15 protein-coding genes are annotated in these 26,308 nt (G+C 64.4%); 3 read left to right on the forward strand and 12 right to left on the reverse strand.

Going from position 1 to position 26,308, the window contains the following annotated elements; all coding sequences use genetic code 11:
- Positions 1–43 precede the first annotated feature (43 nt).
- The gene (locus AC5RWT_RS03515) at positions 44–304 is read left to right on the forward strand and encodes a hypothetical protein (protein ID WP_494079154.1); all 261 of its coding nucleotides are present in this window, start codon (positions 44–46) and stop codon (positions 302–304) included.
- A 7-nt stretch (positions 305–311) separates the two neighbouring features.
- Here the strand turns inward: AC5RWT_RS03515 and AC5RWT_RS03520 are convergent, their stop codons facing one another.
- The 3 genes from AC5RWT_RS03520 to AC5RWT_RS03530 all read right to left on the reverse strand — a co-directional run bounded on the left by AC5RWT_RS03520 (position 312) and on the right by AC5RWT_RS03530 (position 2,235).
- Positions 312–668, reverse strand: coding sequence for a hypothetical protein (locus tag AC5RWT_RS03520; protein ID WP_494079155.1), 357 nt, complete (start codon positions 666–668; stop codon positions 312–314).
- A gap of 3 nt (positions 669–671) precedes the next feature.
- Positions 672–1,055 (reverse strand): hypothetical protein, encoded by a 384-nt coding sequence (locus tag AC5RWT_RS03525; RefSeq protein WP_494079156.1) that lies wholly within the window; start codon positions 1,053–1,055, stop codon positions 672–674.
- Positions 1,056–1,155: 100 nt separating this feature from the next.
- On the reverse strand, positions 1,156–2,235 hold the full coding sequence (locus AC5RWT_RS03530; RefSeq protein WP_494079157.1) for an IS110 family RNA-guided transposase: 1,080 nt from the start codon (positions 2,233–2,235) through the stop codon (positions 1,156–1,158).
- A 765-nt stretch (positions 2,236–3,000) separates the two neighbouring features.
- On the opposite strand from AC5RWT_RS03530, the gene AC5RWT_RS03535 reads away from it, so the two are divergent.
- Positions 3,001–3,540: a DEAD/DEAH box helicase family protein gene (locus AC5RWT_RS03535; RefSeq protein WP_494079158.1), complete on the forward strand. Its 540-nt coding sequence runs from the start codon at positions 3,001–3,003 to the stop codon at positions 3,538–3,540.
- A 248-nt stretch (positions 3,541–3,788) separates the two neighbouring features.
- Here the strand turns inward: AC5RWT_RS03535 and AC5RWT_RS03540 are convergent, their stop codons facing one another.
- The 9 genes from AC5RWT_RS03540 to AC5RWT_RS03580 form a co-directional block, all read right to left on the reverse strand.
- The gene (locus AC5RWT_RS03540) at positions 3,789–5,927 is read right to left on the reverse strand and encodes a DEAD/DEAH box helicase (protein ID WP_494079159.1); all 2,139 of its coding nucleotides are present in this window, start codon (positions 5,925–5,927) and stop codon (positions 3,789–3,791) included.
- On the reverse strand, positions 5,924–7,279 hold the full coding sequence (gene brxD / locus AC5RWT_RS03545) for a BREX system ATP-binding protein BrxD (protein ID WP_494079160.1): 1,356 nt from the start codon (positions 7,277–7,279) through the stop codon (positions 5,924–5,926). Before brxD ends, AC5RWT_RS03540 begins: the two co-directional genes overlap by 4 nt.
- Complete coding sequence (gene pglZ, locus AC5RWT_RS03550; RefSeq protein WP_494079161.1) at positions 7,272–10,022, reverse strand: BREX-2 system phosphatase PglZ; 2,751 nt, start codon at positions 10,020–10,022, stop codon at positions 7,272–7,274. Before pglZ ends, brxD begins: the two co-directional genes overlap by 8 nt.
- Positions 10,019–13,846, reverse strand: coding sequence for a DUF6079 family protein (locus AC5RWT_RS03555; protein WP_494079162.1), 3,828 nt, complete (start codon positions 13,844–13,846; stop codon positions 10,019–10,021). Before AC5RWT_RS03555 ends, pglZ begins: the two co-directional genes overlap by 4 nt.
- The gene (gene pglX / locus AC5RWT_RS03560; RefSeq protein WP_494079163.1) at positions 13,843–17,388 is read right to left on the reverse strand and encodes a BREX-2 system adenine-specific DNA-methyltransferase PglX; all 3,546 of its coding nucleotides are present in this window, start codon (positions 17,386–17,388) and stop codon (positions 13,843–13,845) included. Before pglX ends, AC5RWT_RS03555 begins: the two co-directional genes overlap by 4 nt.
- Positions 17,385–21,608: a BREX system serine/threonine kinase PglW gene (gene pglW, locus AC5RWT_RS03565; protein ID WP_494079164.1), complete on the reverse strand. Its 4,224-nt coding sequence runs from the start codon at positions 21,606–21,608 to the stop codon at positions 17,385–17,387. Before pglW ends, pglX begins: the two co-directional genes overlap by 4 nt.
- A 125-nt stretch (positions 21,609–21,733) precedes the next feature.
- On the reverse strand, positions 21,734–22,054 hold the full coding sequence (locus AC5RWT_RS03570; RefSeq protein WP_494079165.1) for a hypothetical protein: 321 nt from the start codon (positions 22,052–22,054) through the stop codon (positions 21,734–21,736).
- A 163-nt stretch (positions 22,055–22,217) separates the two neighbouring features.
- Positions 22,218–24,152 carry a DUF262 domain-containing protein gene (locus AC5RWT_RS03575; RefSeq protein ID WP_494079166.1) on the reverse strand — a complete coding sequence of 645 codons (1,935 nt, stop codon included), beginning with the start codon at positions 24,150–24,152 and terminating at the stop codon, positions 22,218–22,220.
- Positions 24,153–25,478: 1,326 nt separating this feature from the next.
- Complete coding sequence (locus tag AC5RWT_RS03580; RefSeq protein WP_494079220.1) at positions 25,479–25,706, reverse strand: hypothetical protein; 228 nt, start codon at positions 25,704–25,706, stop codon at positions 25,479–25,481.
- Here AC5RWT_RS03580 and AC5RWT_RS03585 point away from each other — a divergent pair.
- Entirely contained in the window at positions 25,596–26,219 is a 624-nt protein-coding gene (locus AC5RWT_RS03585) for a hypothetical protein (RefSeq protein WP_494079218.1), read from the forward strand. The two genes, AC5RWT_RS03580 and AC5RWT_RS03585, sit on opposite strands and share 111 nt — an antisense overlap.
- Positions 26,220–26,308: the final 89 nt, after the last annotated feature.

Here is a 26,308-nt window from a genome sequence, read left to right on the forward strand (position 1 = left end):
GACTGGCTGGACGCGATTTGCCCGGATGGCGGGGGAGAACTGCATGAGCACCGAGCGAACCCGTTGCGCCGTCGTCCTGTTCGTCGACTCGGAGACCGCTGGCAGCGCCCCCGACCTGGGAAACATGGTCCAAGATGCACTCCACCAAAACGGGCTCATGGAGAGCGGCCTGACGGTGAAGCTGGCCGGCAAGGAACACCAGGTCCGCATCGTCAGCGTGATGGAAGCCGGACTGGCCGCCGGCAACGGCTACCTCTGGACTGAGGTCACGCCGAGAGCCTGGCACGATAGGGGCCTGAGGTAGCTCCGGCTCAATCCCGCGGCTTTACTGACTCCGTGTCGTCGAAGGTGATGGTCGCCTTCGAAAAGGGGTAGCCCGGAGGGAAAGCCGCCACGAGGGCAAAAAGCGTCGGCCTACCGTCCTCGAAATAGGTTCTCTGGAGTGTCACGTCCTCTGGCAGCGTTACGTTGCGTTCAGCCAGCGCCTCCTCCCGGCACAAAACATCACGGACAAACTGCTGTCTCTCGTCGCCCGGCTGCAGGCTCCAGAGCTCATCCAGAAGACCCGCGAAAGATGGATCCAGGCGAACTCGGTCCAGTTCGTCCAGCAGCCGTCTGGTGATGTCAGCTGTCAGGGCCCGCCGCTCTGTTCCCGAAACGTCCGTCATGGCCTAACCCCCGATGGACGCGCATAGACCTGCACCGAGGGAGACACAGATCGCAGCCTTGTCGTCGTCTTTGGGCGGTTTCGGTATTGGCTGGCGAGGACGTGGGCCGGGTGCATATCCATCGATATAGGTGTAGGTGGTCATCCCCGGATCATCCGCCGGCGATTCGAGCTCGAACCATCTGGGGGAGACGCGCAGGCTCCCGTCAAGCCCCTGAACGCCCTCTTTGATGTCCTCATCGCGGACTCTCCGGACTGCCTCAAGTCGCTCGTCATGATCCGGAGGCAAAGAGTCCATCAGTTCGACTACGTGCTGGCTGCTGGCTATCTGCAGGAGCTGGTCGCGGAAGTCATCAATGGACTGCAGGAACGGGTTGTTGGTCGTCATGGTTTCTCCTCGGACGCACGTGTCACAAGAGTCTGCACCCGTCCGGGAGAGAGGTCAACGCCCTCAATTGGGGGGTGTCCCTATGACTCTTCTATGTCTGTCAAACGCTGTTCGGGCATGGGATGGCGGCGTTAAGCGTGCGGTAAACGCGGCGGGCCAGGTAGCGCTTGATGCATCGTCGGATTTCCCGGTCGGTGCGGCCTTCTGCTCGCCGTTTCTCCACGTATTTGCGGGTCTGTTCGTCGTGGGTCATCTTCGTGAGAGCGACCAGGTGGAGGGCACTGTTCAGGTTTCTATCTCCGCCTCGGTTCAGGCGGTGCCGGACGGTGTTGCCTGAGGAAGCGGGGATGGGATTGACCCCTGCCAGAGACGCGTAGGCTGCCTCATCGCGGATGCGTCCGTGATGGGACCGGGCGGTGAGGCAAGTCGCTGCAGTGACGGGACCGAAGCCCTTTTCCTCCAGCAGGGGCGCTGCTTCGCTGATCTGCACCAGCTCTGTCGGTTGCTTGTCGTTGGCTTTGAGCTGGTCATCGAGTTCGAGGATGGGTTTGGCAATCCGCGTTGCCTCCGCGCGGGCGATGCTGAGGGAGAGTTCCTCTTCGCGTGCGCGCCACCGCGATACTTCAGTGATCTGCGTTCCTGAGAGGGCCTTGCGGGCGTCCAATCCCAGCTTGTGTGTGCGCAGCAGTGCGGTGAGCGAGTTGACCGAGCGGGTGCGCTCGGTGCTCATGGCGTCCCGCGCGGTGACTAGGATCCGCAGGGCCTGGCGGACCCCGTCGTTGAGCCGCGGTCGGCGCAGTTTCTCCAGTGGCAGGGGCAGTGCGGCTGCGGCGATGTTGTGGGCATCAAGGGTGTCAGATTTACCGATGCCGTGTCGCTTCTTCGCATCCATCCTCGGGGCTTCGGCCACCGGGTAGCTTGCGGCGGTGACGGTGCCGGCAAGGATGGCCCCGTAGGAGGAAGCGCCCTCGATCATCCACAGGGTGTCGGCGTCTGCGTTGGTTCGGCGGGCTACCCAGGCGATGGCCCTGTTGATGCCGGCGCTGGTGGTTGGGAAGTCCCGGGTGTCGATCAGCTCGCCGGTCGTTGCGGCGAGGATGGCATAGACGTGGTTGCGCGCGTGGGTATCGACGCCGACGACGAATGGGTGGGCATGGGCGACGATGGGCATAGGGGTCATGGCACCTTTCCGCAGTGATGGACAGAGTCAGGCCGCTGTCGGCCGGTACCAGTCCGGGGCGAGTCACTTCGGAACAGCACTGTGACGGGTCACGCGCCTCAAGTCGCGGACAATCTTCTGATCAAGCTACCGAGGTGGGCTGGACAGGTCCGGCCGGGCCACCCGAGGTTGGACAAGTCATAGGAAAGACACCAAGTGGTCAGTTCTTTCATAGAGTCACAACCAAGGCGTGGAACGGCCGTACCCATCCTGCCAGCCAGTCCCAGACCAGCTATGACAAAGCCTCACAGTTCTTCGTCAAGGGGTCAGGCTGCCTTGAGCGGGGGTGTTTCATAGAGGGTCATGTCGCGGAGCATTGGGGGCAGACATCATGCCGGGGCCGACAGGCCAGCAACCCTGATTCTTGCCTATTCAGGGCCTACGAAGAAGGTAACGGGGCACTGGAGCAGAATTGTGACGCACTTCATGTGTGTGTGGTCCTGCGTTTTTTGAAATGGGCCGCACACACACCGATATGTGCAACCTGCTGTTCAACGCTCCCGCCACTGAGGCGCTAGATCCTCCGAAGAGGCACTGCTAGGCAACTGGCTCGGGAACCAGCGTGCCGCCTGCCGTAGAGGTGCCCTTCCTGAAGTCCGGCAGGAATGGCTCGACATCAACATATCCGGCTGGATGGGCAGGGGACCTGGGCGCCGGTGAGTCTTACAGCGACCTCCGCACACATGGGTTTCTGTACGCGAAACCACCCCTATTTCGGAGGAACCCTTGTCTGTCACCCGCCTCACCACCCGTCTGCGCCCGTACCAGGCTGAAGCCGTCGAGAATGCAGTCGCCCACTTCGCCGGCGGCGAGACCCGCGGACAGTTGATCATGGCGTGCGGCACTGGCAAGACGCTCACCGGTCAGCGGGCCGTCGAGACCATCGTGCCAGCCGACGATGCAGCCATCCTGCTGCTGTTCCCGTCGCTGGCACTGGTGCAGCAGACCTACGAAGCCTGGACCGCCAACGCAGACCTTGACTTCGAGGCGTTTGCCCTGTGCTCGGGCACCCGGACGAAGATCACCCGGACCTCCGACGCGGTGGATCTGGGCGAGAACGACCTGACCCTGGCCCACTCCACCAACCCGGCCGAGGTCGCCGGGTGGCTGGTCGCATACGCGGGCAAGCGCCGCGTCCTGTTCGCTACCTACCAGTCCATCGACAAGCTCATCGGTGCCGGCCTGCCCGAATGGGACATCGCCTTGTTCGACGAGGCCCACCGCACCGCCGGAGCCGAAGGAAGCAACGGCTACGAACGAAATTGACGCCGTTTAGGGGGCATCTTGACGGTCTATGGATTGCCAAGGGTTTCCGGAATTTCGGCGATCTCCGACTGCGCGTGCCGCGCCAGTCGGAGATCGCCAACCATGCCGGAAGAAACCGCCAACCGCGCTTTCGGACGAAGATCGGGTATATAGCTGAACGCCGGACACGCAGCCAAGAAGCATTCGGGCCACTGGGAATCTATCGACATCGCTGGCCGCGACTCGGAGCCGCGGATGCGTTAGAGCTGTTATTGAAACGACGCGATCGATCGTGCTGAAATTTCTGCAGCGGTCCCCGGCTCGCCGGTTCGTTGCGTCATGGTGCCGATAGCCAAATCCATGGGCAGGAGCTCGGAAAACTTCAAAGCCTTCAGCGCGCGGGCATCGATCTCGGGCAGGAAGCGGGTTGGCTCGGTGTGCAGTGCGTCGCGAACGTCTCGAAGGGCGCTTCCCAGTGTTCCCGCTGTGACGTCGCCCCGGAGCCCGAGTTGCCAGTTGTTGTAGGCGCGGGTTTCGTCGAGTAGTTCGGGAGCCACTTCCAGCAGGGCTGAAACCAGCACGGCATTGGCCCGGGCTCCAGCCCAGGTCCACAACCGCAGCCGGCCGGTCTCCTCTCGGACCAGCACTGTCGCATCGTCCGCTACGCGGTGCGCATACTCCTCACGCAACTCCTCAAGCTTTGCCAGGGCCCGCTTGGATAGCACGACTTCGGACATCTCGGCCCCCAGCAGCACCCTGCGGGTCGCGTCGCTTAGCGCGAAGGATTCGGGCTGTGGCATGCTCGACCACTTGGAATCGGCTGCCTTAGGGGAAGGCTCCACGTAGGCGCGGTGCCGTTTCCAATCGATGTAGTTCACCTGCCAGGCTCTGCCGCCCAGGGTCAGGAGACGGGGCCCCTCAACCTTCCGCTGGAGCAGCATCGGATCCACCGAGCCGATGTCCTCGCGCCCGTGGAGAATCACCACCTGTGGGTCCGCGGTGAACACGGCCATGAGGTCCCGGTAGTGGATCCCGCCGTACTTGCGTTCGGCCTCGGGGCCCATGAACAGCATGCCCTGGTCCGAGTCGAGGTGGCCCGTTTCCACCAGCCAGTCGGCGATCTCCTGCCATTCGTCCGCCGGGGCCAGCTCGAGTCCGGAGAACCATTCCTGCCAGGTGGCCGCCCCAATCCGCCGCTCCTGCAACGTCAGGCCGAGCAGCTGCTGCGCAGCCACGTGCAATGGCGACGGCGGCGGAACCACCGGCTCGACGTACCCCTCGGACCACAACAGCAAGAGTCCGCAGGCTCGCAGGAACTGCGCATCGTCCGTGGAGAGGAACAGCATGTTTCGCGAGGTCCCCGGCCGCCGTCCGGTCCGGCCCAGCCGTTGCAGCAAGGAGGCCACCGTCCGTGGAGCTCCGATCTGCACCGTCCGGTCGAGGTCGCCCACGTCGATGCCGAGTTCTAGGGTTGACGTGGACACGATGACGCAGTCCCTCGCCTCTGCAAACGCCGCTTCGGCCTGGCGCCGCGCGTCGACGGAGAGCGAGGAGTGCGACACGAACGTATTGGTCCCCAGTTCACGCAGTCTCAGGGAAACCTTTTCGACTGTCCGCCGCGAGTCGGCGAACACCAGGCGTTTCTCGCCCCGGTGCAGGGCGGAGATCACTTTCGCGGCGTTGAGGTCGCTGCCCACGAAGTCGAGCTGCAGTTCCGGGACGGCTGCAGCCACACCGTCCGGCGACACCACAGTTGTCTGGACACCGCGAGCTCGGTTGCTTCCCTGCAGCCACTCCAGCAGTTCGGGCGCGTTCCCGACCGTTGCCGAGAGACCGATGCGCTGCAAGGGCCGGCCCGCCAGCCGGGAGATCCGTTCCAGGACCCCCAGCAGGTGCCAGCCCCGGTCGTCTCCGGCGAATGCATGGACCTCGTCCACCACGATCGTACGGACGTCCGCAAACAGGGCGCGTGGGTTGGCCAGGGTGGAAACGAGCATTGATTCGAGCGACTCCGGCGTTGTCAGCAGGATGTCCGGACGTTCGAAAATCTGCCGTTTGCGGGCCCCGGCCGTGGTGTCCCCGTGGCGCACGGAGGCGGTCCGACCCAGCCACCCGGCATAGGACGCCACCCGCGGCTCCAGGTTGTTCAGCAATGCCCGCAGCGGACAGACGTAGAGCACCGACGTCCCGGTCCAGGCCTCGTCCCCCATGCGGGTCAGCAGCGGGAACATGGCTGCCTCGGTCTTGCCGCCCGCGGTGGGTGCCAGCAGCAGCGCATCATCGCCTTGCAGGACCGGCGAGATGGCTTCGGACTGCAGCGGCCGCAGGCCACCCCAGCCAAGTGTGTTGGCGATGTGGTGCTGGACCACCGGGTTCAGGGCATCGAACCCCGTCGCTGTCTGACTCACAGGTCAAGTTCGACGTCGTCGGCGGTCGCCGCGAAGCCGACCGCAGCGACCCCGGCCCTGACACCGGCGGCGTTGCGCTCCTCCGGGCTCAACTCCTCCCGGGAAAGCATCAACGCGTAGTGGACCCGGGGATCGAAGTCCTCGAACTGGTCCACCCGGTCCAGCACGTCGCCGACCAGTTTCTTCAGGAAGATCCGTGGGGCGATGCCGACCTTCCCGCCCAGTCCGCCGGTCACGGCGGTGGCCAGATCCGTGATGTACGCATCGTTCACCAGCCGGCGGACACGCTCGCCTCCCGAGGCCCCATCGGCGTACAGGTCTCGGACCTTGGACCCCAGCGTTTCAAGGGATCCGCGGTCGAAGCCCGTCAGCCGAATCTGCACTGCTCGGGGGTTGTCGAAGCGTGCATCCGTGCCGAAATCGGTGGACAGCCGCTGGGCCAGCGGAGCCAACCGCGGGACCCCAGACGGACCATCAAAGAACGCCGGCGTGCCCGTCAGTACCAGATACAGCCCCGGGAACCGCCCGGAATCCACCTCGTCCATGAGTTGGCGCAACGCGTTAAGTGCCTTGTCACGCACGTCGGAGCGCATCCGCTGCAGCGTCTCCACCTCGTCGAGCACCACCAGTAGGCCCGGGTGCCCGGCATCACGCAGGATAAGCAGCAACCCCTGCAGGAACCCCAACGCCCCGAAGTGGTCCAGATCTCCGCGGACCCCGGCCCCGCGCTTGGCAGCAGCCCCCACGTGCGGCTGCCCGCCGAGCCAGGCCGCGAGCCCGTCCGCAGTCGCTGCATCCCCTGCGGCTATCGCGGAGCGGTAGCCGCGCAAAGCCTGGGCGAACGCCGGGGTTTTGGAAGTGACCTCCGCCAACCGGCGGTCCAGCAACTCGTCTGTGGCAGCGGCCAAAGCCTCGGGAGAACCCGAATCCAACGAAGGACTGGCCGTGATCACATCGTCCTCGAGCGTGAACAACCACGCGTCCAGCACGGACCGGAATGCGCTGGGCGCCACGGACGCGGTCCGCAGCGATTCGGTGATCCTGCGGTAGACGGTCTCCAGTTTGTGCAGCGGCGTCTCGGTCTCCGAGATCTGCACCTCGGCGGCGGCGAATCCCCGCTGCAGTGCCTTCTCCGAGAGGTGGCGCGTGTAGAAGGTTTTTCCGGTGCCGTACTCGCCACGGACCGCCTTCACCACGCCGCCGCCACCGGCAACGGCGTCCAGCTCCTCCGCGACGGCCTGCTGGAACCGGTCCAGCCCGACGGCGAGCAGGTCCAGCCCGTTGGCCGGGACGGTGCCGCGGCGCAGCGCGTCGATGACCTCGCGGCGCCGCCGGGGGGAGACCTCATCCATACTGTTTCACCTCGAACTGCTCGGTGAGCAGCTGCGCGTCTAGGACCAGGAATGCACCGTCAACCCGCAGTACGCCGTACCCCTCCACATTGAGGAGCTTTTGGAGCTGGGCCACGGCCCCGTTAATCCGCATCGGCGGGATCTGGAGGACGGTGGCGCCAGCTTCCTTGGTCAGCCGGGACGCGGGAACGGCGGCAAGCGCATCCAGCAGTGCCCCGACCTGCTCGTCCCCGACCGCCAAGCGTCCGGCGATCGCCTTCTGCGCCTTGTAGGTTGCCGATGCAATGACGGCGGCCCCGATTCCAGGTAGTTCCGGTGCGGCTGCATCGATCTCTTCGAACAGGGACGAAGTGTTGCTCTTCCCTGTCGCTGTCAGTCCGCTTCCGATGACCGGCTGGACCGGAGTACGGCCCAGCCCTGCCACCGACCACCACAGCGGCTCCTGCATCGGTGCTTCCTTCCATCCGGAAGGCACGGAATCGCCCGGAACCAGCACGACGACGGGCACCACTACTTCCGCGGGGGAGGCGCCCCCGTGGTATCCGGACTTGACCGGACCGTAACGCACGGTGTCGTCGACCGCTAGCACCGAGCGGCCGCCCTCGGCAAGAACACGGCGGCCCTGGACGAGCACCTCGTCCTCACCCACCGGACCGTCCACGGCCCGGGAGCGGGCGCTGGTGATCTCGGCGAATGCGCGCAGTCCCCCTCGGCGGCGCTCCACGATGTGGCCGTGGTCGGAGGTCATCACTATGGTGCGCCGTGCGGCCATGGCCGCAGAGAGCAGCGGCCGCAGGTGCCGGATGGTCTCGGGAGTCCACGTGGTTCCTGCGGGGTCGCTCTTGTCCAAGGCGTCGTCGATGGTGTTCAGGACGCACGCCACCAACCGGGTCTGCGGGTCGGCGATGGCCACGGCAATGTCGTCCTGCAGCGCCAGCCCGGGACGGGAGGAATCCAGCGGCGCCTTGTGGAACAGGACGGGCCGTTCGATCCCGCCGGACTTGGCCACTGCGATGAATCCGGTGGCCTCGACGTTCTGTCCGCCGGAGGCCAACTCGCCGCTGAAAAGCGAGGCCCGGCTCAGGGTGGTGAGCGTGGGCAGCACTGCCACGGCAGCACCGCGGCGTTGGGCAGACTCGGGAATGGCCTCGGTCCAGCCTTCGCTCCCGTGAAGGATTATGGAGGCGAGTTCCGCAGCAGTGGCGGCGCTCATGCCATCCAGCACCAGCAGCAGGGTCCCGGTCGTGCGGGCCAGGGGCATCACCACGGAGGGCAGCAGACGCTCCAGATGCCAGACCCGGTCGCCTGTGCCGTCGAGGAAGCCGTTGGCCCGTCCTTCGTCGGCCGCCGTGGATGCCGCCAGTAGCTTCGCAAAGGCGCGATCGTGGGCACGGCGGCGTTCATCTGTCAGCCGCAGCACGGTGCCGAGGCCTTCCCCGAGAAGGTGGTCGGTGACCCCTTCGGCGGCGTCGTTGTAGGCGACGTCCACCCATGCATCATCCCGCGAATGCAGGCGCACGGCCTCGGCAAGGCTGCTCGGCAGGGCATCCTCTTCGCCGAACCAGCGGGCCAGCCGGACGGCGGCATGGAACGGGCCTACCCGGGGATCCGGCGCATTCCCACGCAGGGGGTAGGCCAAGCGGTGGGCCTCCACGGTTGCCCACGCCTTCTCCACGGCATCGGTCCCGGAGGCGGGGAATAAACGCAGGGCATCGGCCAACTGCTGCAGCGCGGCGGTGAGCCCGGTGGGCAGCAGCAGCGAGTCGCGACCCAGGCTGGAGGCCTGAATCCTGGTCAGCAGCCGGTCTGCTGCCTGGAGGGCGGCGTGGCCCTCCAGCCAACGGGCAGGATCATCCAAGCGTGCTTCGACGACGCTGCGCGCGGTCTGCCCCAGGGCCGCGAGCATAGGCGGGGTGACCGACTCCCCGGAACCCGTCCACAGGTACTCGAGGCGTGCCAGAGCTAGTTCAGTGAGCTGCCGGTCCTGCGGGGTGCGCACGGGCGTTCCGGTGAGCACATGCACAGCGATCCCCACAGGCAGTATCTCGGCGGCCCGGCCGGCTTGCAGGAGCCGCAGCAACGGCAGACCGGCTTGCCCCGCACGGCCTGTCAGCCACGTCAGGACAGCGTCCGTGAGTTCAGTGCCGCCGAACTCGCGGAGGTCGGCCACCCGGTCCGTGGCGTCGGATCGGGTGCTCCAGTCGAGGACACTCAGCGCGTCCACCGGTCCGGTGGGCACGGCCAGCCGGCGCGCAGCGACCGCACCAAAAGCGTGGTCAATGCTCAGCACGGCTCCGGGGGCCGCGGGCCACCCCTCGTCCGGCGTAATGCGCAACATGCCCTGCGCGACGGGAAGCCGTTGCTTGAGGGTGGCCAGCGGGCGGTCGATCCTGTCGGCGCCGAAACGCTCCTTCAGTGCATCCCACGCTCCAGGCGCCTGCAGACGCTGGTGCGCGAAATGCCCCACAATTCCGGCCCCGAGGTCATCTTCGGGTCGGTCGGTGAGAATGACGAGCCACTCGCCATCGGCACGGTGGCGCAGCGCGTCACGGATCGCCAACGAAGAGATGCACGGCAGTACGTGCACCGGTTCCCCGGCGTCGGTGAACCGGCGTTCGGCGTCCGGAGCCGGATCGGCGCGCACGCCGATCACGCGTTGCGTGCTGTGCTTGCGCGCGGCGGCGATGAGCGAGCGCACGACGGCGGTGCTCACCGTGCTGGCGAGGGTCGCCTGGCCGCTCACTCGACAATCCTCCACTGGACTTCGATGCGCTTGCCCGGGTTAGTTCGGATGAAGTCCTGCAGCTCGGCGACGGCGTTGTCCGAACCAGTGGTTTTACGCCACTCACCGCCGGGCGTGGACGGCGTCGTCGGCGTCGGGGGCAGCTGGACATCGTCCGGCCCCTTCTCTTCGGGACCAGGGACGGGGATTGGTCCCGGGCCGGTAACCGGCGGCGTGACGGGTCCAACGGGCGGGGCCACCGGTGGTGTTGCAGGTCCTGCCGGAGGAGTTACAGGTGGGGCAGGCGCCGCGGCCAACCAATCGATGGTCTCGTCCACCGCGTTTCTGAGGGCCGTGGCGCAGGATTGGGCCTGTTCGTGGGAACGCAGTGCCGTGGTGAGCCGGTCCAGGATGTTTTGGGCCCCGTTGGCGCGTTCGTCAGTGCCGGTGGCAGCCTGAATCGCAGGACTGATCCGGTTCCACGGGAAGTTGTTCAGCGCTGCTGCGACGTTCTTCGCCGTGGCCAGCGAGGCCGAGGCTTCCGGGGCGGTTGCTTGGAGGTCCAACTCCGCCAAGGACTGGATCAGGGTGACGCCGCTCTGGTGTTGCAGCTTATTAAGTGCCACGGTCACATGGCGGGCGAGGTCCAGCCGGGGCCCGCCATCGGTGCCGAGGCGGGATGCCGCATTTTCCAGGGCCTGCACTAACGCCTCCGTTTCGGCGACGCTTCGCCGGGCCAGCGCGCGCATCGAATCCACGAGGTTGGCCACGGACGCCGGAGTGCGGTACTTCGGCGATTCGATCCCGAAGACACTACCTGCGGTTAGTCGAGCGGCTTCCCATTCCTGTTCGGCGGGCATCGGCTGGGAACGCAGCTCCATGCTCGGCTGGAGGGATCCCGGCGCAGGCGCGGCGGGCAGGGCTCCACCGTGGTTGAACCACGCGCGCTGCCGCAGCAGGCCCCAGGCGATGATGATCAGGTCGGACACCTCGTGGCGCAGCCCGTGGGCAGGCTCGACGACGTCGATGATTTCCCGCAACTGGGACACCTTGACGGAGTCGTCATTGCCGATGCCGGCCTTGGACAGCCCCTGCTCCAAGACCGCTCCCCAAGTCCCGAACCGACCGTCGCCGAAGAGGAAATGGGTTTCCCCGGCGAGCCCGACCTCCAGTGGATTGGCGACCCGGCGGACCGGACGGGAATCCGCGGGATACTGCGCCCGGCCCTCGGGATCGGCGGCCGCTGCTTCCAATGCAGCGGCGACGGCCTTGAGGTCAGCGATGCGGACCTCGGTGTCCTCTGGCTCGAAGCGCGGGTGGGCGGGGTAAGTGGACTCGAACGCCCGGTTCACCAGCTGCTTGAAGCCGGCACCAAGGGTGGCGCCGACAGGAGGCTGTGGCAGGTACTCGGGATCCAGCGAGTAAAGGACATCCACATGCGCCGGATCTTCCAGCAGGGTCCCCTGGGCGGGGGTCGCGGCGCCGTAGGCCTGCTGGATAACGCGCAGCAGGCCCTCCCGGAGGGCGGTCTGCTGGGATTCGAGGATACCGCGGGCCTGCTGGCGGTCCACCTCGCTGAGGTGGTTGGCATGGCTGTTCCAGCGTTCGCCGGCGCCGTCCAGCAGCCAGTCGAGCACCACCAGCCGGCGCAGGTCGCGCATGGAGTCCGCGGACAGGAAGCGCGGCAGCCAGACGACGGTGCGGGAGGTGAAGTTGCGGGCGCGCAGGTTCTCGATGCGTTCGATGTCCTCCGTCGCGGTGTGCTGCTGCTCGTCGAACGGGTGGTCGATGACGAACCGCCATGCGCCGGCCCCTGCCCGGAAGTGGTCATCGGTGAGCCAGCCGGCATCGCGTACATTGCCGAAGACCAGCTCCACTTCACGCTTCGAGCCTCGCCAGATGACAGGCTGCCGGTAGACGTTCCAAGCATCGGCCTCGCCCAGTTCCAGACCCAGACCGTCGGCGACCAGCTTGCGGATAAGTTCGCGCTGGCGACCGGGGTTGTCCTCACCCTTGGCCTTGCTGACGATCGATTCGTAGTCCACGTTGGACAGCTGGACCCGGATGATCGGGTTGAGCGGTTCGGATCCGACATGGATTTCCGGCACCTCGCGGGCCCAGGCCTTCACCTTCGCCAGCACGATGTTGGCCTCGCCGCCGGGCAGCGGGGAGGCGATGGAGCCGTGGTTCAGCGAGGCAAGCCGGGCCGCAGTCAGAGCCTTGAGGGCCGGGACGTTCGGTGCGACGGCGGACAGCAGCAGGGTCTTCGCGAGACGGTCGTCTGCGCGGAACGCCGGAGTCCAGCGGGACGGATCCTGCAGATCGTTTGAGGCCAGGTGATGGGTGGCCAGGATCTTGGGCAGCAGCTTGTCCTGGTACAGCTGGATCGCGGATCGGAAGAGCGCCGCGGCCTGGGCGTCCAGGGCCGCGCCGGCCTGCCCCTTGACGATGTAGTCGAAGCTGTCGCCGACCGGGATGACCTCGTCGATGCTCATGGTGTTCCGCCGGTCGACCAGCATCTGCTGCATGACCTTCAGCGCCGTGCGGTCACGCTGCATCACGCTGGCCAGCGATCGCAGGGTGGAGACCAGGGCCGGTGCGAACGGGTAGGTGAGGCGGAAAGCCTTTTCGTCCGACCCTCGGTGCTGGTCGTCGGCGTTGGCGCCGTCGAGCAGGACGTCCCATACCTTGGGGTTGCGGTCCAGCCGGGTGAAGGCGTCATCGATGGACTGCCGTGCGCCGGTGTCCCGGGGGCTGAGAAGACGCTTGCTGGCGACGAACGGGAGGTTGTCATCGCCGAGTTCGATCTTAGCGAAGCGTCCCTCCTGGTGCCGGAAGGCGGATTCGAGCGCTTCCTGCTGCGCGCCGTTGGCGCCGGCATCGGCGAACCACTTGCGTAGGTCCATCTGCCGGGCCACGAAGGAGACCAGCGGGGCCTCCAGGCTTCCATAGGAGCCTTCGACCAGTTTGGTCAGCTTCTGCGATTCGCGGCGGAAGAACTCGGGCTCGTGCATGCCGAAGGCAAGCCACAGGACCAGCTCGTCGAGGAACAGCACAACGGCGTCGTACCCGAGCGACTTCGCGTGGGCGGACAGGGCCGCCAGGCCGGTGTCGAGGTTCACGTACTCGCCGGACCGGACGTAGGAACCGTAGTATGCGCTCACCAAGTCGCTGACGAGCGACTGCCGGTCCATGCTTTGGGCGGGAGCATGGCGGGCCGCCTGGTAACGCTCCAGGTTCCAACCACTGGAGCCGAGAAGCCCCGCGAATTCGTCGAAGTCGTCTTCCCCCGAATCGCCGCCAAGTCCCCTCAGAAAGGCCTCGTCCCCAATCTGCCGGCGCAGGTTCTCCGCGTCCTCCAGCAAGGCATCGGAGGCGAACAGCGCCGGCAGGGAAGCTTCGGGGTGTGCCGTTTGGATGTGACGCACGTAGGCGTCGAAGATGACCTGTTCCATGGATTTGCCGTCGAGGAAGTGGAAGGCCAACGGCAGGATCTTTTTCCCGGACAGCACGGGGTCGTGCCGGGCAACCGTCTCTTGGAGTTCCGCCACGGAACGGGCCTTGGGGTCGTGGCGGAGCAGCGCGTGCAGGACCGCCATGAAGTGTGACTTACCGGAGCCGAAGGAGCCGGTAAGGAACGCGCCGCGGTTGATACCGGTTGTGAGCGCGTTTGATACCAGCCCCAGCGCGGAGTCGAAGGCCTCGACCAGCGACGGGGTGACCACGTAGTCATCCAGGGCGTGGCGGACTCCGTCGCCGCTGACGGCGTCGGTAAGGCGGAGAACGTAGTCCTCGACGCCAGCGCGTTCGGGGATGTCGAAGACATCGCGAAGCAGGATGGTCATGCGTTCTCCTTGACGGTACGGCGGCCGCGGGTGGCCGGGACGGGGCGCCAGGCCTTGAGGTCGGTTGCGGACACGTTGAGCTGGGTCATCCGTTCCTCCAGCTGGGCGGAACAGAAGTCCGCCATGCTCATACCGAAGGTCGGGTCCACGTCGGCATGCCACTGCTTGACCCACGGCAGCACCTCGGCCAAGCCGGTGACCAGCGGTACCAGTTGGGCATCATCGGCACCCTCGGCGATCCGCTCATCCATGAGGGTCGCCAGGACCAGGAACTGCTGCACGTAGTCCCACCCGGCCCAGCCAAGCAGCAGCGTCGGGTCAGTCAAACGTCCCGCTTCCGGGTACAGGATGAAGCGCTCCTTGGGGACATCGAGCTTGCCGCGCGCCTGCCACCAAGACGCCTTATGGAAATCTGTGCCGGTGTATTTGGGTGGCACGGGGATCTTGCCCACGTCCACGCCTGCATCTTCTTGGCGCTGGAGCTCCCACGTCTCTTCCCACGCTTCGCGTTTGCGCAGACCGGGTTCCTTGAGCCGTTGGGCCGCGAGGTAGGGAACAGCCTCATCGGTGAGCAACTTGGTAAGCGCCTTGGTGACGTCGACGTCCACGGTACCGTCCCACAGAGCTAGGACGCTGACCAGGTCGGCGTCGCGAGAAACCACGTCGGCAAGCTGCGCGATGCTCCGTGCCACCGGGCGGTCCTGCGCGTCGAACCAGAAGGAACGGTCCTCAAGCCTGTCCAGCAGCCACCCACGGAGGGCGCGTTCCAGCTGCTTTTCCCACGGCTCGGTTGCCCACCGGCGCTTATACTCGGGCTTCTCCAGCAATCTAATGTTCGGGTTGGATTCGACAGCGTCCAAGCGGCGTTGGACGACATTGCGGTACTCTTCGGACCAGTCGTCCGGGATCTCGGTCGCAGGAGTATAGCCGTGGTTCCAATGTGCGAACCAGCTCGTCGATTGTCCGGTGCCGGACTGCCGCGCCAAGTCGATGGCGAAAGCACGCTGCGCTGGACCAATGAGAACAGGTTCTATACCTCGATGCAGCGGTGCGGACGGAATAAGACCGTACAACTCGTAGCACAACCAGTCCAGCTCTTCCTGCCAGAAGATTGCTTGCCCCCGGGCGAATTCATACTGTTTACGCGCCAGTTCCAAAATTGAAGCTGTTGGCACAGCACTCTGGCAGACACTAGCAGGAGACGAAGCGGCCGTTTTCTGGGCAAGGAGATCAAGACGACGTCCGAATTCTACAGGCAGCTCAGAGGGAAGCGGGAAATCCTGCAACGTCGTTCCGGTGAACTCATATCGGTGCTCCCACGGTTCGTCGGCTCCCGCGGAATTTGCGCCCGGACGGCCCTTGTTGTGGCTGTTCTGCTTGAGCCAAAAGCAGGCGGTGGAGGAGTTGAGCACGCCGAGCAGCGCCAAGTGGTCATCCTCGGACGCTCCCTCGGGCAGCTTGATGACTGGGGCATGAGAACTGAAAACAGTCTCTCCACGATTAATCGCGAAGTGATTGTGTGTTGCGACGTTGGCAAACGAAATGGACAAGGGCGTTTCATATGCAGAGGCAGTGTGCTGCATATACTCCCACCACTCGCGCCCTGCATCTTCCATGTTCCCTTGAAACGTGGAGCGTTCCTTTAGCAGTGTTCGATAAGGCCACAGCAGTTCCGGCAAACTACCTGGCACAGCCTTGCCATCTACATATGGATACAGCACGAACTCTTGCCCTTCAGCGCGGTAGTCGCGGACAGCCTCGCCTGCAAGAAACGCTTTCATCATTGGCTGATCGCTAATCGGTAGGCACCTGAGGCGAGGACGGATGAAAGCATCATCACTGCCCATCCGGACAGCTCTTCCGATGCCGGAAGAAATGTAAGTATGAAGGCGCTTAGGAGCCGCATCTACGACCATACGAAGCTCTGAGGCCCCTCCGCCGGTCAGACTCCACGGATGAGTGGCCAATCGCTGCCGCGACAGATCAGCAACTGAAATCCACGGGCCCTCGTATCCGGGGAGATCGATATGATCCGTGATTGACCTCCACACCAGACCATTGGCGGGATCTTCGGGTCGCCCAGGCTCTCCTTGAACACCGAGTACTGTGCGCACGGTTTGACTGACAGGCCGCTGGTGCTTGCCTATCAGGATCACGGTCGGAGTGCCGTGCCCGGGGATATAGGCGCCGGAGGTATCAATGACCTGCCGCAAGTCTTGGCGTGTGAGGTACTCTTCGATGAGTTTTGAACCGAATCCGCGTTGCATGAAGGAGTTCGAAGTGATCTGCCCCGTCCACCCCGCCGCCTGTGATTCGCTGCCGTGCTTAGCGAGGCCGAAGAAGCGCTCCATGAAGGGCACTGAGAGTGCGTATGTGCCCTTGCACGTCGAATAGAGACGACGGTATGCCGCGTTCAGGGTCTTGTCCTTGACCGTGATGTAGGGCGGGTTGCCGACCACGACATCGTACTGGCCCGGCTTTAAGATGCGCTTAAGCTGTTCGAGGTCCTCCGTGACGTAATAAAAACCGGAGAGTTCCGCGTCAGCGTCGAATCCCTCGAACTGGAACTCACGCTGGACTTGCCCATGTAGCAGAGAGTCGCCGGCGGCGAGGTGGAATCGGAAGTCAGGGGCCCGTTCCAGATCTCGTTCGCCTGTCGTCTGCAGCGCGGCGATGGTGAGCCGGAATCGGGCAATGGCCACAGCGAATGGGTTGAGGTCCACGCCGTGGATCGCGTCGAGGGCCATCTGCACACGCTCCCGAGTTTCCAGGTTCGGGGCCTTGGCGCTCCACTCGTCCAGCAAGCGATGGAAGCCGCCCAGCAGGAAGTGCCCGGAGCCGCAGGTCGGGTCAATGAGCTTGAACCCCTCCAGCGGGCGCTCGGCCAGCGCGGGGGTGAGCGTTTGGTCGAGGATGAATTCCTCGACGAATTCCGGGGTCTGCAGAAGCGCGAAGGTCTTCTTTGCGTATTCGGAGAGGTCCTGGTATAGGTCGCCGAGGAAGCGAGTGGAGAGTTCGTCGTCCTGGAAGTCGTGGAGCGGCACGCCGGCCTCGTCGGTGGCGCGCCAGAAGTCGAGGACCTCCTTGGCCATGGCGCCGGACGGGGACACCTGCCACAGCGCGGCATGCTCGTCGACCAGTTCGGCCGTGGCGGGGAAGGACCGCAGATGGGTGACTCCCTCGAGGATCCATTCGCGCCAAGTGTTTTCCGGGTTCGCGCGGAAGTAGGCGTTTTCGGCGTCGAACGCCTCCTGGCGGCGGGCGCCCGGGCCGGAGATCCAGACCTTGGAAAGCAGACCGTTGTCTTCGCAGAACCGTAGGAACACTGTGGTGAGGACCCAGCCGACGGCGGCTTGGGTGATGCGGTCGTCCCGCCAGCTCACCCACGCAAAGGAAGTGCGTTCGGCCCGCAGCGCGTCACTGTGCTCAGACTGCCAGCGAGCCTTGAGCTCCACATTGTCCTCGAGCCGGGCTCGGAGGTCGTCCTCTACCCGGAGCACCAGCTTCTGCAGCTTCGTGGTGAGGTCGTTGCCAATGGTCACGCGATGGCTCCTTGGATTGCTGCTGGGATGAGGTCTGACTGTTCGTCGATCCACGCGGTTTCGACGCGGAAGTACTGGTTGGGGGAGGTCTGCACAGAGACACCGTCGAGCAACGGGCCCTGGTTGGCACCTACCTGAGGCAGGAGGACCCACACCGCCTGGCCGCGACGTGTGGCCAGGTCGCTCCACTGCCGGATGAGGTCCGCCCGGCCGTAGCGGGCCAGCGGGGATGCCTCCACAATCAACACCGGCCGAGGATCCTCGCCCGGGAATTCTGCCGCCGCCTCGGCGATGGCGGCTTCGACCACTGGGACCGCGACGTTCACCGCGGCCGCTACACCGCGGGCGGAGCGGTCATTCTCGGGACGGGCATCCGCCTTCACCAAGGCTTCCCATGAAGGGAAGCCCTCCTGCTGGCTGAGGCGCAGCAGCTCATCCATGAGTAGGCCAGTGACATCGACAATCCGCGCTCCAAACGCGGCCCCCAGCCAGGAAGCCAGGGATTCGCAGCGGTCGGCCCGGACGCCCAAGGCCAGGAACGAGCGCTGAGCGACGCTCTCGCGGAGCCGCTCCTCCGGTGTCCGCCCGCCGTGAACCACCCCGCCAACGTGGGAACCTGTGGCGAGACGCGATGAGGCCTGGCTGCTCCGGTCCACCACCGTGGGGGCACCGTAGGTGCCCGATTCGGGATCGTGCACCAGATCCAGCCCGGCTTCGCGGAGTAGCTCGCCGAGGCGTCCGGAAGTGGGCAGGGGTGCGACCGCGGGGAAACGAACGCGGACCCGGTCTGTGATCTCGCGGGCGGAGAGCCGTTGCGGACCTGCGACGCTTCCAAGCGCCAGCTTCAGCGCATCGACCTGGGACAGGTTCCGATCGTGGAGCTCCCCACTGCCTGACGCGGCCGCATTGCGGGAGAGTCCCGCAGCCAGCCCGGCTAGCCGGGAGCGATCGCGCAGGAGCGGGTCTTCGATGTCCGCGGCGTCGAGGAGCGCTATCAACCGCTGATGGACACGCTCGGCCGACACGACCGCTGGTTGCGCGGTCGACAGCGACAGGAGTGCGTCCGCCTCACGGCCCAGACGCTCGGCGATGTCCAAAAGCGACGTTTCAACAGCGACCAGCACCGCGTTGCCATCGCGGCGGCGCAACTCCAACGGAGCATCATCTGCGTCGGCTCGCTTGAGGGCGCGCTGGCGGTCCACCACGATGCGCAACAGACCCCGCGCGATGCGTTGGTTTTCGCCGGTGCGATGTGATTCGACGGTGGTTTCGGCCAGAATCGCCGCGGACAATTCATCGATGGTGGCGGCTCCGCCGAGGGCCTTGAGCCGACCGGTAACCACACCAGTCAGAAGGCGCAGGTACTGAAGGGCTTGAGTGTCCTCAGCCCAGGACGTCTGTAGTCTGCCGACGACTTGGTTGGCGGCGGCGGCCGTGACGGCGTTGGGGAGGTTGGCGCCGAGCTGTGCCTGCGTTGCGAACGCATCGACGTCGCCGTATGTGCCGAGAATCAGCCCGGCGGCTGCGCGGGACTGCACGGCTGCCTTGGTGCCGGCGGCGTCAACGAGGCGTTCGGACAGCGCCAAGACGGAGGGGAGCCGAGCGCCACCGGGTGCGCCGGTTGTCCCCTTCGTGGTGAGCCTCGCGCGCCATGAGCCGGCGCGGGTCGCTACTTCCCGCTTGGTTGCGTGGGCAACACCTCGCAGGGCGTTGAGGCGGACCGGATCGACCGCCATGAGGTCCCCGACGGTGAAGACTCCCAGGGGTTCAATGGCGGAGAGTGCCCGGGCCGAGAGTCCGGACTGTTCGAGTGGTGTGGCCACCGTGGCTGCGTTGGCCAGTTCGTCCGCGTTCTCGGGCGCCGTGGTGGCGTCGCTGGGGAAGGCGGCGCGCCACTGGTCGAACATTTCCGCGGCGGTGTCGTGGCGGAGCTTCGCGTCGCGGGCCAGCGCGGTCCGGAAGAAGGACACTAGTCGCGGGGCCACGGCGCCGTCGAAATCGTGGGGGGCGATGGTGACGTCGTCGGTGACTGATGCGGGATCGGCCAGCGGGTCTCCGTAGAACGGGGTGTGGCCGGCGGCCATCTCGAAGAGCACCACTGCGGCCGAGTAGCGTTCCGCCGCGGAATCGAACCGGCTGCGGGCACCGCCGAGGAAGGGATCCAGGTAGGGCGGTGTCCCGGCGGTGATGTCCGAGGCGGCGGCCCGGGAGAGGGAGAAGTCGAAGAGCATCAGGTGTTTGGCGCCGCGTTCGGTGCGGATGCCTATGTTGCCCGGCTTGATGTCCCTGTGGTCCACGCCGGCCTTGTCCAGCTGGACCAAAGCTTCCAGAAGCTCCCCGCCAAGCCGTTCGAGTAGGTCCAGGGAAAGCCGCTTGCGTCCACGCAGCAGCTCGCCGAGTGTTTCCTCACCCGCGCTCTCCAGCAGCAGGGCACTGCGATCGCCGAGGGCCAGCGGACCCTCAAGGATCTTGACCAACCGCGCGCCGGAGAGCGTGCGCAGCACGGCGGCCTCGTCGTGCAGCCGCTGAGCAGCCTTGGTATCCACGGCAACCTTGAGCACCCGGTGGGCCCCGCCGCCGTTCGCGTCCGTGACCAGCAGGCCAACCGCCGTCGAACCGCGCCCCAGTCGGCGCACGACCGTGAAGCGGCCGTCCGCTAGGACGTCGCCCGGAGAGGCATCGAGGGGGTCGATGTCTTCAGCTACGGCCGGAGAGGTGGTTGCCGCGGACAACAACTCACCTAGGAACTTCCCGACGGCGTCGAACCGCTCGCCCGGCGCAGGCCGGGTGGCACCAAGGACGGCGCTGCGGACGCTTGCGGAGACCTCCGGCAGGTCCAGCGACAGGTCCAGGCCGCGCTGGTTGCGCAACCGCTCCTTCAACGCAGCGGCGGAGGCCGCCGGGGGCTGGGCCGTGAGGATGTAGTAGGCCAGCGCGCCGAGGGAGAAGACATCCGCCCGGATGCGGTCGGCAGACTCCGGCTGCCAGCGGCCCTCGGGGGCCTCGAACGCATCGGCCAGCCAAGCATCCGCCGAGCTGGGATCCGGGCGCGTGTCCAGCAGGGACGTGACACCGGCGCCGGCGAAACCGGTCAGGGCCTGTTGCGAGGCCAAGCCAGCGCTCTGCCAGTCGCCGATGAGGACCTTGGGCTGCCCGTGGACCGTCTTCACCCAGACGGCCTTCGGACCCAGGCCGCGGTGGACCACCCGGTTGCGGTGCGCGTAGTCCAGGGCTTCGGACAGTTGCCGGATCATGGACAGGCGCTGGTCCAAGGGCAGGCCGTTGGTCTGTTCGGCCAGCCACAGGTCCAGACGCTGCATGCCGTCGGCGTGGTCATAGACCAGGCCGACGCCGAGTTCGGAATCCACGAGGTCGCGGGGGCGGAGCAGCCCGTCGTGCGAGAGCCGGCTCATAAGCCGGAACTCGTGCTCGGCGACCCTGTAGTTGCGGTTGGTTACTGACTGCGCGGTGCCCGGGGGAGTGGTCTGGAAGCGGATCCGGACCGGCTCCTGCTTGGCGACCTTGTGGTAGCCGCGCCAGTCCTGCCAGCCTGGGCCCTCGTCTAGGGCACCATCCTCGATGATCCAAGAACCAGCCTCCCGCTCTCGGCGCTGGACTAGACCGATACGGGCCATGAGGTCGACGAGGATGGCTTCCTGGTTCTGGCCGATGGCTGCGTTGGCGCGCGGTTGCTCATTGATCAGGTCGCTGATCCCGGGTAGGTGGCTGCTGGCCCCGTTTTCGTCGAGGCCGTAGAGGCCGATAGCGGCGGAGGCGGGCAGTTCGCTGGTGAACGACGGATGGTGGAGGAAGACGGCCTGATTAACGAACGGTACGATGCTACGGGTGTCCTCGATGGTGACGCCTTTTTCACGCGCCCAGTCGTATAGCGCGTCCTTGAGCTTCGAGGCGAGGTACTGGGCCTTGCGGCGCGCCAGCAACAGGGGAGAAGATTCCGCGCGCTTGCCGTCACGGAGCCACTGGGTGTCATTGCCTGTCAGACGGCCTGAGTAGTACTTGAGCTCCAGAAGGTGGAGGGCGCCACGGCCCAGCAGCAGCGCGTCCACCTCATGCCAGCCGCCGCGACTGTCGCGGAACTCGAAGTTGCTCCAGACCCGATACGGGCTCTGATCAGGGAGCCTGTCCTTGAGGTAAAGCAGGCCTTCGGTCTCATGGGCGAATTGAGACGGGCTAACTTCAACCCAGCGATTTGGCTCCACGCCACCTCCCCCTATGACAGATTCGTTCCCCGACCCAAGGCACGGGTATTTCAGATTATCAATCCAGATTGAAGTTCGTGCTCAGGCTAAGGGCGCCCGCCGACATGTTGGGTCTTGGGACTGGGTCAGAGCTTGTCGATCCAGGTGACTTCTTCGCGGTTGTCCCATGACGAGCCGGTGCTGGGTCCCGTGTAGCTCTTCCAATCCTCGATACGGCTGAGGACTTGGCGGACGTTTCGCACATAGAGTTCGCGGATGTTGGCGATGGGCCGGACGGTGCAGGTCTGGATCAGTTTCTGGCGTTCATCCATGGAGAGAATGCCGGCGTCCTCGAAGGCCTGACGGATGGTTGCGACTTGCTGCTCCGTGATGAGTGGTTCTTCGAAGGTTACTGGTGCCGGCGTCTGGTCGGGGAGGTCGAAGAGTCCTGGTTCATCGTGCTGCATGGTGTCAGGGGGTCCTTGGACGTTCGGTTGATTTCGGGCCGACCTAGCCTATCCGACTTATCCCGGATACAGGCGTTTTGCGCAAGGCTCTCGGCTGGGACCTGGGTGAAGGAAGGTGAGGGCCGGCTCTGGCAAAGGTCGGCCCTCACCTTAGGAAGCATTCCTATCCCGCGACCGGGGTTAAAGCGTCGTCGTTCGCTTCCTCCAGCGGCTGGGAAGGGGAAACGCCATACGCCGTTGTGGTTACGACCGGCCAGATACGTTGAAGGATTTCTCCCAGCAGTTCGTGCCGCTCCGTTAGTTCTTTTGGCCCGAACGAGTTGAGTGGTCGTAGGTTTAGCTGCTCCAAGGCGATGAAGTCCGCGAAGTCCTTCTTGCTCTTGTAGGTGTCTTCGCGGAGCGTTTCGTTCCAATACAGGCTATTGGCGTAGGAGCGCAGCTTGTCCGCGTAGGGTTCGTTGTTGCTTGAGATATTGTCTCGGCCCCGCAAAAGGAGGATTCCGCCGAGCCTGTTCCGTTCGGCTTCGAAACGTTCCTCGTCCCCGTCGAAAAGGGACCGGTTCTCGTCGTTGTAGGAGAGGATGTGCTCGATGTGGAAGCCGGTCTTGTGTCCGGTTTTGGTGACCAGGTCCTCGAGGGGATGCTTCGGTTCCTTTCGCATTCCCTCGGCAAGGAACTTCTCGATCCGTGCGAAGAAGTACCGTGTGAAGCGGCTGCCGAGCCGGTCGACCGTCATGGTGTTGAAGAGTTGGCGGTTGAAGGCTCCGGGATTGTCGATTCCCCGGCGTAAGGCGATTTCTGCCTGCAGGTGGCGTTCGAAGACCAACGGAATGCGGTCGACGCCAGCGTCGTCAAGATCCGCTGCCACGAGGAAGACTCGATCGAGGAACTCGTTCGAACCGTATGCGCCTTGAAGGCGCAGCAGCGTTGACAATTTGTCGATGCCGGTTCCGACAGCCGCAATTTTGGCGTCTTCGTCGGGGTCGTTGATGGAGCAGGCGGCGATGATCAGGGAAGCTTGAGAATCAAGCTTGTTGATGACGGCACCGTTGTAGTAGATGCTTTCGAAGCCCGATGATTCCGTGCGGGTGAGTTCCTGAATCCTGATGTAGAGGTTGGAGTAATAGGCGAAATCTGCGAGGAGGAAGGCTTTTACAGCTACCGGGTCATGCTCGAGGTTCAGTACTTGGTTCATCTCATGCGTGAACATCTCTCGGTGGTAGTCGCCGTCGAACCGCCGTCCGGCGCTGCGGGTGGGCGCAAAGCGTCCTTTCAGCCACGTCCGGAAGAAGTCGTCGGGGACCTCGTCCCCATATGAGGCCAGTTTCTCGATGCGAGAGTCCCAGAGTTCGTTGAGGCCCAAGCGTGCGAGTTCGGACTTGGCGATCTGGCCCAAGAGCTTGCCTTTGAGGATCTCGTGAGGCCGGAGACGCACGCCGCGGTCATTGATGACTTCGAAGACCATTGGGACATCCGTGGAACCGACTTCCAGATTGACCAGGACAAGTCGCTTTAGGAAGTAGATCGCAAACGCCTCGAAACGGCGCTTGTCCGCGAGCTGGGCCTCGAGGTAGGAATCGATCAGTCGGTAGTTTGCGACCATGTTGGCTGCCGTTACCCCGGAAGTGACGTCGATCTTGTCGACGGCAACCCCGCTGTAAAGGGAATCCAAGGCGCCAAGATGCGCTTCATGGTTCATCCAGAACCGGCGACCGTCGCCTGAATGGCCAAGGATCTTGCTTTCGATCCATTGACGATGGTTGGACTCGAATTTCTCGGCAAGGCGATAAAGCTTGAGGAGAATGAGGGTAAGCGTCGTGAGCCGCTGCTGACCGTCGACCACGAAGACCTGGCCCTCCACGGTGTTCGTCACGTAGGTGTTCAGGTAATACCACGGGTAATGCTCGGTGATGCTGGCTGTGGAAGGCTCAAGGCTCCCATGACGTTTCCATGTCTCATTGAAGGGGAAGAACACGTCATCCAGCAGTCGCTGGACGGGCTGGTGCCCCCACTTGTAGCTCCGCTGGTAGAAATCGATGTGAAACACCGTTTGTGAAAACGTTCGGTCCAGGTTTTCTTTCTCCGGTTGCAGTTCCACGCTTCCCCCAATTGATTCAGTTGTCATGTTCGGCCAATCGGCCGGATGTAGTCGTCAACAATGCTAATCGGTGGGCAGGCATCGGCAGAAAGCAACGTCGGACATTCCTTCTGGCTTCGGCCCGCAGTGGCTCTTGAAGGCGGAGGTGTAGCAAGACGGCCCTGGAGCGTGGGAAAGCTTGAAGTTTTCACCGGTCGGACCAATCGGGCGCGTGGACCTTGAAGAAGGTGCGGTCTCCGTTGGGGGCGGTTCAGCCCGGTGTTTGACCGGCAAACGACCCAGGCGGCCGACTGGTGCGCCGTGATTGACGAGTCCTGCAGCAAATAGGGGACCCTGCAGTAGCACATTAGACTGTTTCTTCTCGTGGGCTTGTAAGTGTCGCCGGCGGGCACACGGGGGCCTGCTCGCATGCATTTGGCATAATTGCCAAAGGTGCTACGCTTCCGGCTTTCGGCCGCGTTCTCGTACTTATTTTTTCCCATCCAGAAGTGATAATTAATGGCCCCCGAGGGTGCATAATATTAGTGCAAGGATGTGGAGAATGAACTCGGCCAAAGGAGCTGAGTCAGCTCTCTAAATCGTCGAGTGTTCGATGTTTGGTGCTTTGTCGGTGCCCGGCCGAAGCCTTTCCTGGTTGTGTGCGAGGCGCGCTGACCACCGCTGCAGCTGACATCGCGCCTGCGACAAATTGGACCCAGGCATGTACGGGGCCGTCGCCCAACCGCTCCGGTTCGTATGCGACAAATACACTTGGGACATCGCGTCCGAAGCTTACCTCGATTGGTTGGCGTACTGCGTTTCGTAAGTCAGGAGCATTGACTGCCGGCAGGCCGATAGCGGCTCTCCCCGACAACCCTCACAGAAGTGTCCCGCTGCTCTGTGCGCCGATGCTAGCGCGTGTGACACAAGCCAGGGCCAGAAAAAGCAAAAAAGCGAGGTAGAAGCGGCACGCCGCAGTGCACGGTACGCCACCATACCGACGAGTTGGTCATCCAGAACAGTTTCATTTTGCAAAGTCCGTGACTGGTTCCTCGGCGCCACCACTACTTTAGACCCGCCGTGCAGGCCCTGACTGAGGAATGGGGATTGGGCAGGCCTCTCGAGTGCTGACCATCACCGTACCTGGAACCAGTTTGGGCGATCCGCATCGAGGACCCATTCGGATTGAGAGACGACAGTAAGCCTGAAGCCGGCAGGGGGCAGATGGTCGAAAGAAACCTGCGCAGTGATACAGGGCCCATATGTGGAACGGTACTTAAAGCGGACACAGAAGGAACTTGGATGAGTGGGCTGCAGAATCATCCCTTCAGAGGCGTAATTAACACGTCAGGTTTTCCCGAGCTTCTGGCTTTCAATGCAGACGGCGAGCGTGTCGGTTGGCTGCTGGATGTGCGGCGGCGTGAAATAAGCCCTGAGGGGTTCCCGCCCTGCCGGTCCACTGCCCTGTACCAGCACCGGCGACACTACTCCGGCCTTTACCCGTTCATCCGAACCGGTCAGATGGTGATTTTTGAGTCCCTGACCGAACTGTCGTGTCTGATGGAACTGGACCATGAGGGAACCGTGGAGGCTATTGCAGCCCAGCCGTTCGGCTTGGTCTTCACGGACGGCACCATCCATTACCCGGACTTCGCCATCCGGACGTCCGATGGCAGGAGGCGGATCGTCGACGTTAGGCCCGAGCGATTTGCGGTCCGGCAGGAATTCCTGCATGTCGCAAACCTGACCCGCAAGGCCTGTGAGACCCAGAAGTGGGAGTACCACTTGATGCACGGGCCCCAGGGTTGGCGGGCAGCCAACCTGGAGTGGATGTGTGCGTTCAGGTTTGCCGAGTACACACCGGATAAAGAGACAGCTCGGAAGACGCAGGAGTTCCTCTCCACTCCGCAGACAATGCAGGACACAGCCATCCGAATCGACGCTCGCTTGCACCTCGGACTGGGCTTCGCCCTGCTGTCCAACATGATGTTCCACCGCCAGGTGGTTCCGTGCGAGCCCGGACCATTCCACCCCGGGCTGCTGGTCCTTGCAGCCTCCCGTGCAACCACTAAGGAGGTTTACTCATGAGCATGTACCGCATCGGCGACTACATCACCTACGACAGCCGGGAATGGGAAATAGCCGACATCGCCGGACAGAGGTTGGGACTGCGCAGT

The sequence above is a fragment of the Arthrobacter sp. Dra40 genome (genome assembly GCF_059091905.1).

Excerpts from the sequence above, each read along its gene's own strand:
- AC5RWT_RS03515 (WP_494079154.1), top strand. The coding sequence starts at position 44 with ATGAGCACCGAGCGAACCCGTTGCGCCGTCGTCCTGTTCGTCGACTCG.
- AC5RWT_RS03520 (WP_494079155.1), bottom strand. The coding sequence starts at position 668 with ATGACGGACGTTTCGGGAACAGAGCGGCGGGCCCTGACAGCTGACATC.
- AC5RWT_RS03525 (WP_494079156.1), bottom strand. The coding sequence starts at position 1,055 with ATGACGACCAACAACCCGTTCCTGCAGTCCATTGATGACTTCCGCGAC.
- AC5RWT_RS03530 (WP_494079157.1), bottom strand. The coding sequence starts at position 2,235 with ATGACCCCTATGCCCATCGTCGCCCATGCCCACCCATTCGTCGTCGGC.
- brxD (WP_494079160.1), bottom strand. The coding sequence starts at position 7,279 with ATGGATGAGGTCTCCCCCCGGCGGCGCCGCGAGGTCATCGACGCGCTG.
- AC5RWT_RS03555 (WP_494079162.1), bottom strand. The coding sequence starts at position 13,846 with ATGACCATCCTGCTTCGCGATGTCTTCGACATCCCCGAACGCGCTGGC.
- AC5RWT_RS03570 (WP_494079165.1), bottom strand. The coding sequence starts at position 22,054 with ATGCAGCACGATGAACCAGGACTCTTCGACCTCCCCGACCAGACGCCG.
- AC5RWT_RS03580 (WP_494079220.1), bottom strand. The coding sequence starts at position 25,706 with ATGGTCCAGTTCCATCAGACACGACAGTTCGGTCAGGGACTCAAAAAT.